Source organism: Bradyrhizobium sp. CB82, assembly GCF_029714405.1.
GTDB lineage: Bacteria > Pseudomonadota > Alphaproteobacteria > Rhizobiales > Xanthobacteraceae > Bradyrhizobium.
In genome coordinates, this window is sequence record NZ_CP121650.1 from 8178714 (window position 1) to 8198777 (window position 20064).

Consider the following 20064-nt stretch of genomic DNA (forward strand, 5'->3'; position numbering starts at 1 on the left):
CGAGAACACATCTCGCGATTCGTCGAGGTGAGACGATAACCCCTCGGCCTCAGCCCGCGTCCCTGTCGCGGATCATTGTCGAGCATTTGATGACCCCGGCCATTAGCGGTTCTGGTGCAGACGCGATCCTGCCTGCCTCACGCAGCACCGCGCGTAATCCGCCCAGCGAAGACTGTGATCATTCTCCTCACAAGTCTGGCAGACCTTTTGACGTCAACTGGCGGGCGTCATGATCGCGGCGCGTGAGCTTCAGCTTGGACGGAAAGTGACCATGAGATCGCCACCAATTGTCTTTCCGCATTACCGGCGCGCACAAGCGCGGACGTTCGTGAGAGGCTCAGAAAACGGCTTCTCGAACTGCCGACATCATCCCGCCTCGGCATGTCGAACTGCAGCGCGGGCAATCAAGCACTAAGCGTCCCGCAGAGATCTAACTGGATAGTTACGATCATTCTGATTCCCCGTCAGCTTCTCGAAAGCTAAGCCTCGTAGCGAGAACGTGTTTATCCAGCTTCGGCGTTAGCTGCTCAGATCTGACAAAGGAGATGGGATGGATCCGTTCAACAACCTCAACCTATTCGAGGCCCCAGATGTCGATCGGGAGTACTACGACGGGCTGGAAGAGCAGCAGGCGGACCAATCGGGGTTTTTGCAGCAGCTGAACGAGTTGCATCCGCACGAGCGCCCGCCCCCCAGTTCAAATAGACTCGGCGACGCGGACGTAGTGTCGAACAGCGATGCGGATCATTTGAGAATGCTGCATGAGGGTCGCGTCGGACAAGGCACCTCGCGGTTGCCATCGGATCCGCAGGTCAATCGACATGTGCTTTTTGCGGCCGCGGATCGAGGTGGCCAGTTGCCAGCCGGCAGTTTCAGTCTGACGGATTCTTGGCACGGCATGGATGCGGCTGCCGATTGGCCGACGCATAGTGTCGGTCAGGAGGAGCATTGGTGGGCGGAGGCCGATGATGTGGCGCCGGATTGGTCAACGCCCCCCGCAATTCCTTGGCAGCAAAATCTCGGGGCAGCAAACCTCAGCCGACAACCCCGGCCGGGCGATGGCAATACTTCAAGAGGAGGCCGCCGGCTCAGCTCGGCCGCGGCGCCGTGGACCGAAGCCTTGCACGGCACGTGGGCCTCAGGCTCTTCAAGCGGTGCGACGGACCTCGAAGACCAAGCCCTCAGCCAATCGCGGCTTGACCAGATCTTGGACACCTGGGCCGGCGAGGAGTGGCAGACGGAAGGCGAGGACCGGCAAGAGGCGGTAAGACGAATAAGAGCTTGGGCAGAGGCCAGCGATGTCTATGCAGGGCTGGAGCTGCAATACCTAGGCCTGACGACATTGCCCGCCGCCCTTCCGCCCGGGCTCCAGTCGCTCAATGTGAGCGACAACGAGCTGGTGCACCTTCCTGACACTCTCCCGTCCGGACTGCGGACGCTCGGCGCCAGCAACAACCAATTGACCGGCCTGCCCGACAACCTTCCGACAAGACTTCAGTCACTCGTCATCGGCAGCAACCAGCTGACCGGGCTGCCCGACTCTCTTCCCGAGGGCCTTTCGACACTCGCCGTCGGCAGCAACCGGCTGACGAGCCTGCCAGACACCTTGCCGGCCGGGCTCCAGGACCTCGATGTCCGCGGCAACCTGCTGACCAGCCTGCCCGACAACCTCCCGAGCGGACTTCAATTGCTTGCCGTCGGCGGCAACCGGCTAACAAGCCTACCCGACACGCTCCCGCCCGACCTCCAAGAGCTCGAAGCCGACGGCAACCGGCTGACCAGCCTGCCCGACACTCTCCCCGACGAGCTCCAGTTGCTCTTCGCCCGCGATAACCGCCTGAATAGCCTGCCCGAGACCCTCCCGTCTGAACTCCAGAGACTCCACGTTAGTGGCAACCGGCTGACGAGCTTGCCCGAGAATCTCCCGGTCGAGCTCCGGGTGCTCGAAGCACGCAACAATCGGCTGACCAGCCTGCCGGAGACCCTGCTAACCGAGCTAGGTTCTTGGTGCATGGTTTATGTAGATGATAATCCGCTGCCCGAGCAGGTGCGGGCGAATTTGGCGGGAGCCCTGAATGCGCTGGGCTATGCCGGCCCGCAAGTTTTCTTTTCAATGGATGGAGGAACGGCGAGCGGCTCTGCGCGACCCCTGGCCGAGGCGGTAGCGGACTGGTTGAAGGGCGAGCCGGAGACGATCGCCGCCTGGCAGAACTTCGCTAGCGAGGAGGGTGCGGCGGAATATGCGCTCTTCCTCGACAAGCTGCAGAAGACCGTGAATTATGACAATCCCGAGTTCCGACAGGCGGTGGCCGAGGATCTGCGGCAGGCAGCGATCAGGCCGCAATTGCGCCAGCAGTTTTTTCAGCTGGCCTTCGGGGCGAGCGAGACCTGTCAGGATCGCATCACGCTGACCTGGAACGGTATGCAGACTGCACGTCTGATCGCTGACGTCGAGGACGAGGTCTATGACGATCGGCTCGGCGAACTCATCCAGCAGGCGCGAGTCCTGTTTCGCCTCAACGCGCTCGAGCCGATCGCTCGTCAGAAGGTCAACTCGCTCCGCTTCGTCGACGAGATCGAGGTCTATCTCGCCTATCAGGTCAAGCTACGTGAGCGGCTGGAACTGCAGCTCATCGCTCCGGACATGCGGTTCTTTGATGTCGCTTACGTCACTGACGACGACCTCAACGCAGCCGAGACGCAGGTGCGCAATGAGGAGGCGGCGGGGTTCGCCGACTATCTGGCAACTCGCTGGCAACCCTGGGAGATGGTGGTGAGCCGGATCGCTCCCGAAGCTCATGCACAGATGGAGAACCGGCTCGCCGAGGCGATAAACGAGGAGTTTCCGGGCCGCCTTCAGCAACGGCTCGCCGACCATCACCTAACCGGAGACAGCGAGGCCGAGGTGCAGTTCGGAGCCCAGATCCGCGAAGAGATCGCCCGCGAGATCAAGGGCGCTCTGATGCGCCAGGTGCTTGAGAACCATGCGATTGAGCTGTGAAGCGGTCTTCCAATTGCGAGGGGCATTAATTTTGTTTTCACCCGCCCTCGCCACGTCACGTTGTTTTCGGATGCCGGCGCGCCGAATGAGCCGTTCGTTGAAAATGCTCAGCCGGCAGTTCCACGCGCAGCGCGGAGCTGATGGCTTCGAACGATTACCGCGGGGCGCGCGCGCGGCAGCGGCTCAGATGCAATTCATTAGCTTCGCAAGCGGCCGACACGGTTGTTGCACAACTGCTGCTTGGCAATCCGGATATCCAGCCGTCGTGAGACGCTGGACCGACTGACAGGCATCGCCCAAAGCGCGATGCTGCGCATTAAATTATTGTGTGCACATGATCTCCGTGCAAACGCGTTCCGCGTTGGTCGAGAGGAAAGCCGCTTCACACCTTTCCGTATCATGCTTTAGGGAATTTGCCTGTGCATCCTGGCGAACTCCATCGGGGTGTCGATTTGGAAGCCGATAAACGCCATAGCGAGGCGGAGTTTTCCGGGATGGGAAGTCAGGCGAAGCGTCGCTTTGAAGACCAAGTGCATTAAACTGCAGCGGGCCGATGTTCGACGGGAAAAAGTCCAGCTGGCTGGCCCTTACCTGGAATTCCGCGAGGACAGTCGAGCTGATCGATTCCGACCGCAAGCTTCTCGCAGCTGAGACCGTGCGGCAGCGAAGCGACAAGGGGTCTGCGAGATCGACCTCAGCCTATTCTTCCGAATTTGTTCGCATCGATGTCGATCTGAAACCAGGCGGCATCGCGTCAGGCCACGGGACCACAAGGTCCGCTGTGACCAGTCTCGAGATCGGATTTGAAAGAGGCTAGAAATTCAACCGGTCTGGTTCAGTCTCGAGGCTGTCAGGTCGTAGGCCTGCTTTGATTGGATCCCTACGCGATGATGCGGCAGATCCTGCATCGCACCAAAGATCGGTCATGGCGCATGGAGAAAAAGTCGATCGGCCGACCAATGCCACGCTCACGCGGGGCGCCGAGCACGAGCGAAGCGTGACGTCAGATTTCCGGCCCTCGTTAGGTCAGTTTCCGCGGTCGCCACCACGGCAGTTAGCCCGGAATTGGCATCATGTTGCAAGACCTGCAGCGCCGTGGCCTCGCGTCGGTCAGCACGCAAAAGTTTCTGAATTCTCCGCGGCGTGAATGAAGCAGCGCATGCCGTTGACGTCAATTCGGAGAGCGCGCATCGGGCCGTGGATGTCGGAACGATCGTTCTAGGATATGCTCAGCCATGGCGTGTCGCGGGTGTGGCTCCTCTCCCCGCTGGGCGAACGTCGCCTGACCCACTCTGGCGCTCGGCGACTGCTCATCGCCTCGTTCCCATTCCCCAGCCTACTATCGCTTGGCTTCGCCGCTTTCTCCGCTCTCCGCCGACACCTCCACGAGCCGTCCAGGAAAAACCGCCGCTATTAAACCATGTTCCAACTACCTTAACGCTGATGGGGTCTACCCAGGATGAGCCCGGAGTCGGTATTGGAGAGCCTGGCGATCGGCCACGATGTTGTCGAGGTGCAGCATGGCCGGTGGGCTCTGCGCCAATCCTCTAACCAGCGCACGCGTGCCGTCCAGCACGAACACGCCACAGTCATAACCGTTTTGCTGCTCGGCCATGCCGGCTGACTCCAGGCGGGCGCCCAGCCTTGCTGCGAGCTCAGTTGCAACGCTGTGATTGTGTGCCCCAGCGGAGGAGTCGTAGTGATGGGCAACGGCCCCGCCCGGCGTGTGCCGATCAACGAGCAGTAGCGACCAATGAGAGCCGCCGAACTGACCATCGCCATCGTTCACTGGCAGGAACAGGAAGTCGGCCGTATCGTTACCATCCTGGTCATTGACGATCCCCAGGAAGGTTTCGAGCTGATCATCCCGGTTCTCGGTCAAGCGCAGCAGTGCGGCCACCGCCGGGCGCACGAACCGCGTCCGTGCCGCCAGATCCGGATCGTTTCTCTGCAACTCCTGCTCAAGGAGCGCGTAATCTGCCGCGATGTGCTCGCTGCCCAGCCATTCCCTGGCGCCGAGCACCAGGCCGCTGCGGCCGTTTACGGAGCGCGGCAGTTCGCGAGACGATTCGTTAGCGGACAGTGCGGCCGACGACGGGCCAACCGGCTTTAAGGAGCGGGGCTGCGCGAACGCTCTCGGTGCTGGCCAAGATTGCTGCACCTCCCTAGTGCTCGATGCGCCCGGTGCGGGCTGCTTGCCCAATGCGCCGCCGCTCGGAGCATCATCACGCAACTCCTCGCACGCGGGTACGCCTGGTTCGACAGAAACGCGATTGCAAAGCTTCTCGTGGAGCTTGTTCAGGCACGCATCCGCATTCTTGCTGACTTCCCGCTTGGTAGGATCGATTCTGAGATCGGCCTTTGCATAGATGTGCTCGCGCTGGTGCATCAACTCTTTGATTGTCTCTTGTGGGCTTGCAGTTTGTAGCAGCGGGCGGGTGTTGGCGTTTTTCGCCACGTGCCTCATGATCATGTTCGGATCGGCATTGATCCAAATCGAGATTCCCTTCTCGCCGATGCAGTTGCGGATCTTCTCATTGATGAAGGAGCCGCCACCGGTTGCGAGCACGACGGGCCCTTGCTCGAGCAATTGCGGGATCTCCTTCTCCTCGAGGTCCCTGAAATATTGCTCGTCATGATCTTTGAAGATCTTGCTGATCTTCATGCCGACCTTCTTCTCGATCACCTTGTCGGAGTCAACGAACGTGAGCCCCAGCAGCTTTGAGAGCTTCTTGCCGATGTCGGATTTTCCGGCGCCCATCATGCCGACGAGCACGACCGACTTTTCGCCCAGGGCGGCAACAACTTGTCCGGCCATTGGCGACCTCTTGGGCCGGGCAGCTCGCACCGCAAAGGCCGCTCTGCCAGCCGTGCTCCCTGCCTCAGTGTTCCAGTTGGGGATGTCTGTGGCCTGATCGGGAATTGCAACATCCTTGCAGATCGCGCGGGCGCGCTGCAAGAGTTGCTCGGCCCGCGATGGATCGAGCGTCTCTTCGCTTCCTCGCAGCTCCTCCCGCTGCAGCATCTTGTAGGTATCGTGATTGACAATCTTGGCCTTGTAGCTGCCGGGCGTATGGAACTCCACCTCGAAGCGGTAGCCTTGCGGCGTGGCGAAGACGGTTTTGATGCCGACAAAAGTAGGATTGAGCACCCTGAAGCAGTTGGTCGTGCTGACCTCGGTGTAGCCATGCTCCTCGAACGCCAGCACGGCCTTCCTGAAGGCCGCTGTAAACTCGCTGTCAGGGATTTCGAAGACATGGCGCACGGCGTTGTTGATCAGTTGTGCAGCGTCCCCGGAGGGAAGGCTCACGCCGATGAGCTGGTCCCGCATCGAGGCTTCCGATCTCAGGCGACGATCGTGATGCGGCAGGTTCACCATTAACTTGTGTTGCCGCAGGCTATCGACGACCTCGCCCACGATCGTCGTGATTGCCTCCTCTTCGATCCTGGCGCGGTCGGCCTCGATTTTGGCGCGCCCGGCGGCCTCCTCGCGGCTCAGCGTGATCGTCATGGCGGAATCCGTGCTGGCAAGCCGCCGATCGGATGGTTTCGGCAGAATGCCTCGTTCCGCAGCGAGCCTGATGGAGGCTTCCATGATCGACGCCGTCAGCGTCGGATTGTCCTTCAGATCCGCCAGGGTCGCATCGATATCCAGCCAGCCCTGTTGGAGAGATGCCGCCAAGCCCTTGTTATAGGGCACCGCGTTCAGCCCCGGCGTCTGCTGTAGCAGGTGCAGAAGCCGACGGCTCTTGGCCGCAAACAGACGGGCGCCGGTGTCGGATTTGTAGGCGTCGGTTCCGACCTTGATGCCGAGGCTTAGGAGATTGTTCGTGGCTTGCACGAGCTCATCGGCGACGTAACCATCCGGCCGCGGATGGATGCGCGCCGGGTAGTGGTCGACGATCAGCTGGATGCGCTCTCGTGCTTGAGCCGTGGCAGGATAGGTCTCCGCCAGGCCGGGGAATAGTTCGCAGAGCTCTTCGCTCACCGTCCGCCTGGCGTCGCTGACGCTGTCGGCAGGTCCAGGCGAGATGTGTTCTTCCGACCATGCTTCGAGGTCGGCCATGAGCAGCTCGGCCAGCTCCCGGGCGACCGGATGGTCTGCGACCTCGATCTCCTGCCTCGCCTTTGCGAGTTTGTCTTCGATCTCCTGTCGGCTTACCTCGTCTTGGGTCATCAGCTTGTGCAGCTCGCCCCTGAGCTCGTGGTGGATGCCCTCGTAGATCCCGAACACGGCGCGCTCGGCAAACCAGCGCCGTGCCTCATGGGATTGCGCCAGGAAGTCTCGCTGCAACCCGGTATAGATCTCCAGAACGTTTTGCGTGGCCGCTAGGATCTGACTTGCGCGGCTGAACTGGTAGCGCTTGCCCTCCATCGCCGCGGTGTGCGACTTGGGCGGCTTGAGGGAGTGCACGCCGCGTGCCTGCTCCTCCTGATCGAACTGCAGGACGTGCTGATAAAGCTGTGGCCGGTCGCCGACGATGATGACGGCGTCTCCGTCGAAGTCGCCATCGAGCTTTTTCTGCTCACCCGGCGGGACGGCAACCAACGAGCCCGGCGCGAACACCTCGGTTGCCTGCAGGATGCCGACGCCCTCGAGCAACGTGTCCTCCTTGGCGCGGTCCTTGGCCCTGGTCCAGTGCGAATGGCACTTGACGTCTTCGGCCGACAGCACCAGCCCACGGTCGGCGAACGCGGCCGGCCACATCGCGTCGGGCACCACGATCAGAATGCCCTTGGCAAAGAAGGTCGGATCGTCGGCGGCCAGTTCGCCGCTCGATTTCTGGGCGACATTGAAGCTGTACTGGATAGCGACGCACCGATCGAGGAACGAGGCGGTCGGGTCTCCATCAATTGTCGACCTAACCTGCGCGGTTGCGAACGGCCGCAGGTTGGGCTTGTCGTAGGGCGATCGGCCGATCAGCACACCCCCCTCGCCTGTCAAGGTCTCGCTCTTGAGCGTCGGCACATGAAGGCGGCCATCGCTGGACGGCACGGCCACGGCACCGGGACCATCGATGTGGCCACCGGTCACGGTTCGGTACAGTTCTTCGGAGGTCAGCTCATGCCCGTCTCGGCTCGCAAGCCAGCTCATGGCCTTCTCGCGCGCCTCATCGGCGACAGCTTCGCTGCGGGGGTAGTGTTGCAGCGCGGAGGCAGGCAAGGATGCTCTGCGGCCCTCACCATAGGCCGGCACTCGCTCAGGACCATCCGCACGGCCGGCACGCTGGACGGCAGGCATGCGCTCGGCGAGCGAGGCCTTGATGAAGCCGCAGCCGTCATGCGGTTGCAACGCAATGTCGCCGTACGGACCGGTGAGCCTGAAGGGGTGTGCCTCGCCGGCAGGACGATCCGGCAGCAGCGACAATCTGAAGGCGCCTTCGAGCGCAGAGTCGTGGGGTCCGAGACCTTTGATCGCCGGTGGCGCCGCAAACCCTCGACGCTGCGTATAAAAGTAGGCCTCCTTGAACGGCGCCCAGGCGCGCGAGAGCCGCTCAAAGTCGGTGCCCGCGGCGGTGTCGGCATACGGAATGGCCAGGAGCTTGCCCCCGGGCGGCGCGGCGCGCGGTGCGCCGGGTGCCCGCGCGGCGATCTGCGCCAGCGTCAACCTCGGGGGTTTCAATTTGCTGCCGCCGAACAGGTCCATGCGGTAGGGCACGCCCGCGACGGTAAGCGTCCGCGCCAGCATGAAGGCACTCGGCGGTGCGGGCAGTTGCACCGCGACCACCGGCACCTGCCCCTCTGTCAGGCGATGAAAAGCCGAATATCGGATTTCCGGCTCCGTGGCTATTCGGCGCCCCTGCAGGTCCACGACCGGCAACTGCATCAGTCCCGCGTTGCCGTGCGGTGGCCTCGGCGCGTGGTCCATGTCGCGCAACACCTGATGCATGTTGAACCGGGCAGCAGCTCGGTGGGCCTCGACCGTGGTCGCATTCTGCGCTAGGAACGAATCCAGCGCCTCGAGCGGCCCGTCGGCCTCGATCTGCGCGATCAGATTCCAGCTCATGTTGGACAGGTCACGTTGGATGAGGTTGCGCGTGCGGTGCAGGATCTCCCGCGTCCCGCGCTGCAGGTCCTGCTGCCTTCGCGTCAGATCGAACCTGTTGCCCTCGACATACGGTCGCCTGTACAATCTCTCCAGGACCGCACGGGCCTTGAGCACCTGGTAGATCGATAAGGCCGGGCAGCGGCTTGCGTGTGGACCATGGATCCGCCCCGCCTCGCTCGCGCCAAGATGCGACGCGATCTTGTCTTCTATGACCCCTTGGATGTCGTTTAGCAGGTTGAGCGCCTGCCTGCGGCGCCAGCGCAGCTGCTTCTGCGAGCTGCGTGCCAGCGGCAGCACGGCGACGCAGAGATTCCCCATGGCTTCCAAACTGTTGTCGTCGGCAAAATCGCGCCGCTGACACAGCACCTCCAACCGATCCAACCCCGCCGGTGCAAGCAGAGCGAGATCGTCAACCAGCCGCGCGTTGCCCAGCGCCTTGAAAAGGTTGGCGATACCCAGAACGTCGGCCTGCGCCAGGCGATCATTGGCATAGTGCAGATAGTGGGCGAGCTTGTGCAACCGGTCCTTCAGCAGGGCGCTCCCGGCCATCTGGCCACTCTGCTCCCTGTCCGTGCTGCTTCGGGCCAGCGCGTTGGCGAGCATGCTAAGCTCAGACGTGGTGAAAGCACTGAACCGGTGAGCGCCCGCACCAAGGCGGCGCGCGATCTCCAACACGGCCTGCCGACACGTCTCGTCGTCCTGGTACTTGCTGAAACCGTTCGCCAGGTTCGCCAGCTCCTGGCAGGTAAAACGAGGGAGTTGCTCGGCCCGGCCAAGAACCTCCCGGGCTAGGGCGGCTATGGCGTCGCCACAGAGCGCCTGTTCCGGCCACTTGCTGAAACCGTTCGCCAGATTCGACAGCGTCTGCGCAGCAAAGTCCGAGAACCCACCGTCGCCATTGGCGCGGACGACGATCTCCTTGGCGATTGCGACGATCGCTTCGCTACAATTCTCATCTTGGGGCCACTTACTGAATCCGTTCACCAGGTTCGACAGCGTCTGCGCAGCAAAGTCTGAGAACCTGCCTTTACGTTTGGAACGGGCGGCGATCTCCTTGGCGATTTCGACGATCGCTTTGCCACAATCCTCATCTTGGGGCCACTTGCTGAATCCGTTCACGAGGTTCGACAGCTCCTGCGCAGCAAAGCCCGAGAACGTGCCGTCGCTGTTGGCGCGGGCGACGATCTTCTCTGCAATTGCGACTGTCGCTCTCCTACAGTCCTCATCTTGAGGCCACTTGCTGCAACCGTTCACCAGGTTCGCCAGCTCCTGCGGGGTAAAAAAGCGGAGTTGCTCGGCCCGGCCAAGAACCTCTCGGGCTACAGCGGCTGTGGCGTCGCCACAGCGCGCCCGTTCCGGCCACTTCTTGAAACCGTTCACTAGGTTCGCTAGGTGCTGCGAAGTAAAGCGAGAGAGTCCGTCGGCGCGGGTGGCCCGGCGAGAGAGTTCGTCGGCGCGGCTGGCACGGCGAGAGACTTCGGTAGCGATTTGGACTGTAGCTCTGCTACAGGCCTGCTCTTGCGGCCACTTGCCGAAGCCATTCACCAGGTTCGCTAGATGCTGCGGATCAAGACCCTGGAGCCAGTTGTCGCGTTTGGCGCGGGCCGCGATCTCCTTGGCAATTGCGACTGTAGCCATACCACAGTCCTGCTCTAGCGCCCACTTGCTGAAACCGTTCACCAGGTTAGCCAGTTGCTGCTTGTCGAAACGAGCGAGCTGGTCAGCAGGACGACGGATAAGCTCGCGCGCAATCGCGACCGTGGCTCGGCGGCAGGCTCGCTCTCGGGGCCGCTTGCTGAAACCGTTCACCAAGTTGGCTAGGTTCTGTGGATCAAAATCGGAAAGCCGGCCAGCGTCAACGTTACCTGCTATTGCGACCATGGCTCGTCGACAGGCGTTCTCTTCCGGCCACTTGCTAAAGCCGTTCACCAGCAATGCCAGGCTTTGACCGTCCATTCTCTGAATGACTTGGGCTTCATCGCAACAAAAGTGGGCGATGCGGGTGGTTCCATCGCGGCATTCCGGCGACGACGCGTGCCGGCCGAACGACAGTACCAACAGCGAAATAGCCCTGGGCTCGATTTCCTTCATCAACCTCCTGTCAAGCCGCGATATCCGAGCCGCGAGGCCTCTGCACGCTTGTTGACCGGCCTCGCCTCCGGCTTCCTGACTGATCGCGTTGCATGTTGTGGCGTACCCCCACGACCAGCGGATCTTTTCTTTCAGGCGCGGGACGAATTTAGAACTGAAATCGGCGGAAACGCGCTCGAGAAAAGTCGCAATGTGCGGCATCCGCAGCCGCTTGGCATGACGCACGACTGCAGTCGAAAAGTCGCGAATGTCGTGAGCGAGAGAGAGTTCTGCTAGCGCCGCAGTAAGTTCACCTGAAAGGGCAAAATCTCTTCGCAAGATGGAGCCTTGTGCAGGTGCATTGTCGATACGCAGACTTCCTGGTCCGCCTCTCCCGGCATGCGTATCCGGTAGGAACGCTCGTCTCTGCGAGCCTTCGGTCGCTCGATCGGCACGCCACGACTCGCCCGGACGCAAGGAGCCTGCACGAGGAGGCACATATGGTCGCCCGAAACCTGACCCATGGCTGGTCTGCAGAGCCTTGCCGTCGACGTGCAGCCCTCCCGCTCGGGCTCCCCGATCAAAATTCGGTTGCGCATTCGAGGGGAGCGCGCTTCTTTGCGATCTCGCCACTATTCGATTAGCGCGCCGGGGCGCATCAGCCGAACGCTGAGATCCTGGGTCCCGATTTGCTGCGCGATCATTGTAAGGTCTATCCGGCCGTTCCGAGCTTGCGAGCTGCTCTGGCTGCGGGGGCCCATCGCCGACGCGCGGCCCTCGCGGTCTGCCGCCCCGGTCGGCCAGGGATTGCATATCCGACAGCAGCGTGCCGGTGTGTGAGCTTTCGGGCCCTGAATCGTCACGGCAAAGTTGCGTATCAGGATGCGACCAGCTCGCTTCCGGCAACGAGGGGTCGCGCCGCCTTTTCGACGCGCGAGGCAGTACATGTGTCGGGACTTGATGTGCACCGATAGGAGGCCCGGTAGGTTGGTCAGGCAGGCCCCCGCCGCTGCGCCGCGTTACGCTAGAAGAGGGCGCGCTAGAATTCTGAGACTCAGTGCGCATCCGCTTCACGACGGCACTAAATGATTGGTCTTCAGTGGCAGGAATGGCAGGGGTCGATCCAGCACGGGAACCATCAGCACGCCGATCCTCGTTGGCGCCAAATTCAAAAATGGGCGGCTTCCCGCGCCCGTCGATGCCCCTCACAATCGTCTCCTACATAGAGGACAGCGTTGCCAGCCATCACGAATTCGATAGCCAAGTGCCGACGATGCAACCTTTATCGGCTCTATCTGTCAGAAAGCTGACAGACTGGGAGCAACGGCTCAGCAACTGCCGAGAACGCGCATTCCTCAATGGATTGATCTTCATAAGTGAGAACCCATAAGCGAACTCGACCGTGTGCGGACGGCAAGAGCGTTTTGGCAGCCTCCGTCCGTCGGGGTCGACGCGTCAGCGAAATATTACTTGCGGTCCAGCGCGCACAGGAAGAAGCCGCTTGCTCGTTGGCCGACACGGTGCGAGATGCCCCCCACATACAGTGGCAAAGCTCGGCAAGAGATGGCAGTCGAAGTCAGGGACGATGTCGGCCCCGTCCTACTGGTAACGTTCACGTTCAAATTTGAAAGCGATCATGAGCGCGGACGAATAGCAATGTTGGACAGCATCGCGCCAGAGCGAGTTTTTGAGCCGAACCATCAAACCCGATCTACAAGACATGCCTAGATATTCGGCGCAGATCGCGGCGAGCGCATTCCATTGCGGCGATCCATTCGGATTGTTCGGCTCACGTGGTTTGGTCGCCGTGGTTATCGCACGCTCGACGATGTCCCACTGCTCGCCGTACAGAATGAACGTCATGTCGCGGTACGGAGACCGGTCGCCATCGGGCAATTCCGGCATCCCTTCCAGCTCGCCCGGAGTGACGGGACAACTCGCTGTCGGTGATGCCGGTCAGCGATAGCTCAGAGCCGCATTCGAGAAGGTCGTTCAATTCGAGCCGGAGCATCTCGTCATCCCACTCGGACGCATGGGCCATCCGATTATCCGCGATGACATAGGCGCGCTTCTACTGATCGCTCCAACCGCCTGCCAATGACGGCACCTCGGCGATGGCGAGCAGTTTGCCCGCCGCGAGGCGCCCGTGACCTGCCAGAACACGCCGCCGTCCGCCGCAAGGATCGGCATCGTCCATCCCCACTGGCGGATAGACGCCGCGATCTGCTCAATTTGCTCGAGCGAATGGGCGCCGCGAATTCCGCTCACACCGCCGTAACCGCCCGATCGGCCACACGTTTGATGCCGTGCGATATCGTCCATTCCACCGCCTGGGGCCCTTTTGCTTGGAACGAAAGCGACCTATGGGCCACATGAACCCGATGGAAACGTTTAATCCCGATGAGCCCTGTCGCCTGCAGCCGCGCACTACAGGGAGTATTCCGCCAAGCACGATGAACGCGTTATCGCTTGGGACGGTGCGCTGTTGGATGGTTGGGTGCCGAGGTAGCGCAATCAAAGGCTAAAAGAGCGCGCACCAGAAATGCAAGGTTCGCGGTCCAGCGATCTCGCGCCCGATTACCGATCGGTAGCACCCGGTCACACCTCAGAGCGCAAGAAACGCTGCGCGAGTAAGGCGCAGTAATATTGCTCAACCGTGCGATGTGAGCGCCAGTTCGATTGTGCCTTTCATCGGCGGTCGAAGAAGATCACAGCTGCTTTCGATGGCCGGCGGCTGACGTCTGAGAGGCCTGAAGCCAGCCCGACCGACCTTCATCCCGGGTAAAATTCCTTCCTGAAGCAATGCGGGAGTCAAATTTGAACACGATGACGTATTGCGGTCGACGCTTGGCAGGATGGCACTCTCGATCAAGTTCTCTCAATCAAACGATTCGGACAGCTATGATGAAGCGATACGTTGGCCTGGATGTACACAGTCACTTCGAAGCGCGGCAAGGTGAGCGCCATCCGCAGCAGATCAAAGGCCTCGTCCTTGTTGTCCTAGCTGCGTTTCTTCGACGATCTGAAGCACCTAAGCTCGCAAAACGGATTGGCATGAGGAAGGCAAAGCTAGCCATTGCCCGGAAGATCGCCGTAATCCTGCACTGCATCTGGGTCGACGGCCCGGGCGAACAGATCACGCCGTTCTGTTGCGGAGAATTTGTACCAGTGCATGGTCCCCGCAGACGGCCGAAGGGCAGGATGTTGATCATCTCCTTCAGAGCCTATCGCTCTCCTTGGAGAAGTTCTCGCAGGTTCGTCACCCGCCTGGATACGCCGCCTCGGAGCTCGTCATCACGCAAATTCCTGCATAGCTCCCGCTTTGTTCGTATTCAGCCGGTCACGTTCAAGACCTCTATGTGCAGAACCCGACAGCAAATCGCAATTAGGCCGATCTGAGATCGCAAAGAGATGATTGTCTCAACCAAGCTCGCGGCTCCTGGCATGTCGATTGCTGAGACGCGCCTGTTACATGTACCAGACGCCCGGAGCCCGGCAATGCCGATCGACACATCCAAATTCTTCGACTCCATTCGGATCAATAAGCGGACTGCGAAGCGGAAAACGCAGGTGCGCCAGACCGCGGCACCGTGCCAATGGCCTGGTTGCAAGGGTAAGGGTACCCATCGCGCGCCCAAGAGCCGCGACAATGCGCGCGACTATTGGCACTTCTGCCTCGATCATGTTCGCGAATACAATAAGTCCTACAATTTCTTCTCCGGGATGGACGCGGAAGCGGTCGCGCGCCACCTGAAGGACGCGCTGACCGGCCATCGTCCGACCTGGAAGATGGGCGAGAGCACCAGCGCCTGCGAAATGACCGGCAGCGCGGCCGATTTGGATCACTTCAGCATGCTAACCGAGCTGAACGGACGCGCCGGTGCCCGCCTCCGCGCGGAGGCCAAGCCCGAGGCGCGCAAGAGTTTCAATGCCGCGCGGAAAGCGTTGCAGGTGATGGGTCTCGATGCCGATGCGACGCTCGGCGACATCAAGGCGAAGTACAAGGCGCTCGTCAAGCAGCACCATCCCGATGCCAATAGGGGCGACCGCTCCACGGAGGACCGCCTAGTCGAGATCATCAAGGCTTACCATTACCTGAAGACCGTGGTGCGCTAGAGCTAGCCCGGACATCTCGATGTCGCCAGCCTGCGACGTTGTCGCATGTTCGACGTATGTCACATCCCGTCAAATACCTCACACGAGACCGTCTTTGCCGACCGACGTTCTGACGTGCCTCTCTTAACGCGGCATTTCGCAGATCGAAAGCGGCGCGAGAATTGTTGTGCCCATCGCGGGGGTTCTTGGAACCTGCGGAGGATCGCATGCACGCTGTCATCCTCATCAAGCAGCTATTTGTCAATGTCGGCGCGAGGCGGGTCAACATGTTCAAGCGCCTGAGGGGGCCTGCACCGGTCTGTGCCTGAGGTGTGCCGAGCTCACTATGTCGGCCCTCGAGATGGCGGTATGTTCTTACGAAAAGTGCCGACCTTATCCGCCGCAACACTCTCGTCATTCACTAAGCATTCTTTCGAGAGTCTGGATACACGCGCGGCGATTTGGCACCTCGGATAGCAACCCGACCAGTCAGCAACGAACATAGTCAGCTCCGCCTCGGCTCAACCTGGGGGCTCACGTCTGTTCGCTCCACCTATCTTCTGGGTGCGTGCTGGGGTCAAACATTTCGGGCCAGGCGCTTTCCATGGCCGCGAGTGTTCAGCTGCAACAAGCGGCGCTAACATTTGGGTGAGCAAAATGCAAGTAATGGATGATCAATCGCACGGCGAAATACCAATCTCTTCAAGCGGACGGGAGAGCCGCGGTCCCGACCTATTCAGCTTCGCCAAATGCGCTACGCAGACAAAATCAATCAAAGCGCTGTTCGTTCTTCTTGTGAGCTACGCCGAGCGAGGAAGGCTTTAGTATAGTCGCGTACGAAGCACTCACCTGTCCGAATGAACGTCGTCTGCCGGAGGATCTACCGCCCCTGCCAACTATAAACTTCCCGTCTGTTTGGCGCCAACGCTATGCTGTAGTAAGCGTGCCGAGCGATCGACCCGGACTTCCGACGGATGGCGAAGACGCGCCGCTTGATGCCAAGACCGCCAAAGTGATGGCTGCAATCGTCGAGGAGCCGCAAGGCAACCTTGGGCATTGGATCAATTCCTCACCGACGCCGCAAACCTTTCGGCAAACTGTTCGGCGATGCTGGGCGAAACGCGAAGCTCAAATCGCCGGGGTTGCAATCATCTTTGCCGGATGCTGCTGAGATGCGCTGACCGTCCGAAGTTTCGCCAGAGGGTAGAAGCTGTTGTCGAGAAATTTAATGATACCGTCAGACCCTCATCGAGGTCAACGGGTTGCGGCCCCGAGCGCGACGAGCGATCCGGACGATTTTATTGTCTGGAGCGATCAAAGCTACGGGGATCTGGACAGCGACCATCTCGCCGACGTGCCGGTCTCCAGGATAGGCAGCACGCGTTGTGCAGGGCGGCGTTCGAACTGCTTCGCCGCCGCCGATAAACCGTTTCGGCCTTCGCAACTTTGTGCGCCCCTGATGGATCGGCTTTCACAGCAGCAAGATCGATACGTGAGCTCGGCCATTGCGCTTGTCAGCTTTTCGAAAGCTTACCCCCGTAGAATCAACTCGGCTCTCGCTTAAATCTCTGTCCGCCTGCGCACTGTAGACCGGAGCCTTAGATTCGCAGAGTTGCGTAAGACGCGAAAGTCAAGGAGAGCTCGATGGATCCAATCGACCCATTCAATAATACGGGAGCTTGGATGCAGCAATACTCCGCCCTGCGGGCGGGGCGACAATCGGACAATGCGAGCGAGCAGGGCAGCTTTGAGCGGCAGATTGAGCGGTTGCAACTCAATTCGCCTGATGCGAGCTCCACAGAATCTAGTTCACCTCATCAGAGTCCCGCAGAGGACGATAAAGAGATCCGGCGCGCTGATATTGGCGGTTCGATGCGCATGCCGTCACAGTCCCGACTGGGAGGCAATTCGTTCAGAAGAACGAGGCACAGCGTAGACATCCCCCGCACGCACCTTGGAGATTCGACCGAAGTCCTGCCGCAATCCAATTTGCGGGATGATCTGTTCAGTAGCGCGCGCTACGGCTTGCCAATGGCGCAGCCCGCGATTGAGAAGAGCAGCAAGAGCCGCGGACTGTGGTCGCGCATCAAGTCCGGCGTTACGAAGGCACTCGGGGGAACCAGCAGCGGAGGGTCGTCCGGCTCCGCAGCGCGGCAAGAGTTCGTTTCAACGACGTTTCGCGCTGATCATGCCAAACAGCCCGGCCGAACACGCGGGGTCCCTGATGACGACGAGGCGCTACTTGAGGAATTCAAAAGCAGAGCCACGGGGGCGTTGACCGAAGGTACCATAAGAAATGCAATAGCCGATCTGCGCCATTTGAGCGGCCGCCTGAGCGAGAATGGGAGGCCGTCAATCGCGGATCGAATTGGCAATCCGGCGTTGGCCGATGAATTGGATCAGGATGCTGAGAGGTATGCGAAGGATCGCAGCAGGCGAATCAAAGCGGCGTTGAAAAAGCTCCGCGATGTCGGCGCCGGAAAGGCACTGTCAGCCGATATCCGCCGCTTAAATCCCTATTCCGCAGACGCAACCCTCATCGACATGTGGGCCACGGCGGAAAAGGCGACCCAGCGGATCGAGCGGGAGAGCGTAGATAGACAAGCTCGTCGCCTTTACAGGCTGAGCGATTGGCTGCAAACGCGCGAGAGAGGAGCCATGGCTGGCCGGCTCTTTACCGCTGGGTTGACCCAAGATGTTGAGGCCTACCGACAAGAAACCAAGGACTCCAAAATCAACGCTGATTTGCTAAGGCTTCGGCGATACCAGCAGGTCCTCGATGCGAACAGAGCGCTGGGGTTGCACCCTCCTGTGGATGCCCCTCCACTCTTCGGCGAAGGCGGTCAGCAGCCCGGGCCCCCGCAGGAGCTTCCCGCAACGCCAGCCACCCCAAGCTCGGGAGCTTGGGGTGTGTTCAGGGAAGCGATGCGAGAGCCCACTCCATCGTCGTCCACACCGCAGCCCAACTGGTCTTTGGAGCTTCCGGCAACGCCAGCCGCCCCGAGCGCGGGAGCTTGGGATTTGTTTAGGGAGCCGATCCAAGGACCAGCAGCATCATCATCTGGGAGGCGTCCGTCGTCAGACATCTATGGCGGCCTTGATCCGCTGGTTAATCTAGATCCGCCCACACCCTATGAATTGCGCGACGATGCGCACTCGGCGCCGGCACCCGCTTTCGCCAGACCGCCGTCGTTCGCCGGGCCATCGAGACACCCTCAGGAGCTACAGGAAATCGGACATATTGTCGGCGAGGGGTGGGAGCACCGCTCCCAGCCGGCCTCCCCGGTTCTGATCGACGTACTGGAGAATATCAATCTGCTGCCGAACCAGTACGGCCCCAGCCAATTCTTGATCAACGGTGAGCTCTACTCGGCCACGTTGGGATCAGGAGGACGCCGGGACGTTCGCCTCATCCATCATCCTCGCGCTAGGCCAACGAATGAAGCCGGGCCATCCTATCGGCCGCAAGCGGACATCGGGCCTCTCATCCGCGGGCCATGGCAGCACCGCGAACGCTGGCTTCCAGACTATCTCGTCCCTGACCTGGAGGGCGAGCGCCTGATGCCAAGCGCGGGACGGCCGACAAGCTTCTATATCCGCACCGTGCCCTACAGGGCCGAGTTGCTGGAAACGAACCGGGGCGCACGGGTTCGTCTCTATCCTCAACGTGGCTGACAACGCGCTCCGACCGCAATGTGCGAAATAATGCGCATGGTGCGCTCGCGGTCCGGCGACCTCGCCCAGTTGTGCAGAGATGATGCCATCCGGAATTGACGAAGCCGCAACGCAGGAGAGGCCTGTTGAACTGAGGTGTCCGGTCCGAAAGGTTATTGGTCTTCGCATTTCCCTCTCAAGTCAGGAGGTCCAGATGCGATGAGCCCTCTTCGGCAGCGCATGATCGACGGCGATCCGCGCTTTTGTTGCCGTCGAAGAACTGACATATCTACCCTGCCCCTCCTGGTCGAGGGCGATGAAAAGCGTGCCGTTGTCTGGAAGGATCGAAGCGCGCCCCCGACTGCGCTCGGCAGAATCTTCGTGTTCGACAGCGACGTCCGAAGCGTTCTTGCCGATCAGGGCGGACTCGCAGCTATTACGCTTGCCGATGTCCGAAGCCTAGCGTGGCATTCCGCATCCAAACTCGGACGCCAGTTGGTCCGCGACGCGCGCCAGAGTTGGGCTTGCCCGCATCCTTGTGTCCATTCGCTGCATCGGTGCGATCACCACAACCGCCTTCGCCACGCCGGTGCAAGAAGAATCCTTCGAAGGCACGGAAGGCGTGGTCGGAGGCTGACATGTGTCCGGCCTCTTGCTGCGACTGTCACATGCTGCTGACCCCATATGGAATTCGCGGAACGGGTCCTAAATTCAACTTCGTGTGCTCGAGGCGCATATCCATGACCTGGTCTTGCCGATCCTGCCTCCTGACCGTTGCGCCATATTTTTCCGGTGGACCTTTTCACAGTCTCACGGTCCCTGCCGCGGACCTACTTCGCCGCAGCCGGAGCCCGATAAGTTCTGACGGTCGCGAACTTTGCTGGGCGGAGCGCTGACGGCGCAGCTCCCGAGAAGGACCAATGTGTTTCCATCGCCGCATCGTTGCAAATTCGTCAGCTCGTCGACAGCTAAACACCTCATAGCAGGAGAAAGTGTCTACCGAGACCGCCAGGTCCGGTTTGTTAATCCGCGGTGACAACTACCCACCTTTAGAGCGCTCCTTCCAGCGCATTTCCCTAGATGGCGACAGGAGAATGAGCATTGATGAACACAGGGCGTGCTGAGTCGGGCGCTGGCATTTCTTCCGAACAAAGCCACCGGCAGGGTTGCCTATGCGGTCTCACCCGGGCCGCAG

The 20064-nt window shown here is 60.8% G+C and carries 5 protein-coding genes; 3 read left to right on the forward strand and 2 right to left on the reverse strand.

What is annotated here, in order from left to right; translation table 11 throughout:
• The first annotated feature begins 1207 nt into the window (after window positions 1-1207).
• Window positions 1208-3001, forward strand: a complete 1794-nt coding sequence (locus QA640_RS39165) for an NEL-type E3 ubiquitin ligase domain-containing protein (RefSeq protein WP_283037975.1) — start codon at window positions 1208-1210, stop codon at window positions 2999-3001.
• 1450 nt (window positions 3002-4451) lie between these two features.
• On the opposite strand, the gene QA640_RS39170 is transcribed toward QA640_RS39165, so the two are convergent.
• Both QA640_RS39170 and QA640_RS39175 read right to left on the reverse strand, forming a co-directional pair.
• Complete coding sequence (locus QA640_RS39170; RefSeq protein WP_283037976.1) at window positions 4452-11366, reverse strand: shikimate kinase; 6915 nt, start codon at window positions 11364-11366, stop codon at window positions 4452-4454.
• Between the two features lie 1353 nt (window positions 11367-12719).
• Window positions 12720-13025: a hypothetical protein gene (locus QA640_RS39175; protein WP_283037977.1), complete on the reverse strand. Its 306-nt coding sequence runs from the start codon at window positions 13023-13025 to the stop codon at window positions 12720-12722.
• Window positions 13026-14618: 1593 nt separating this feature from the next.
• Here QA640_RS39175 and QA640_RS39180 point away from each other — a divergent pair.
• Together QA640_RS39180 and QA640_RS39185 are read left to right on the forward strand one after the other, a co-directional pair.
• Window positions 14619-15236: a DnaJ domain-containing protein gene (locus QA640_RS39180; protein ID WP_283037978.1), complete on the forward strand. Its 618-nt coding sequence runs from the start codon at window positions 14619-14621 to the stop codon at window positions 15234-15236.
• A gap of 1623 nt (window positions 15237-16859) precedes the next feature.
• The gene (locus tag QA640_RS39185; protein ID WP_283037979.1) at window positions 16860-18890 is read left to right on the forward strand and encodes a hypothetical protein; all 2031 of its coding nucleotides are present in this window, start codon (window positions 16860-16862) and stop codon (window positions 18888-18890) included.
• Window positions 18891-20064: the final 1174 nt, after the last annotated feature.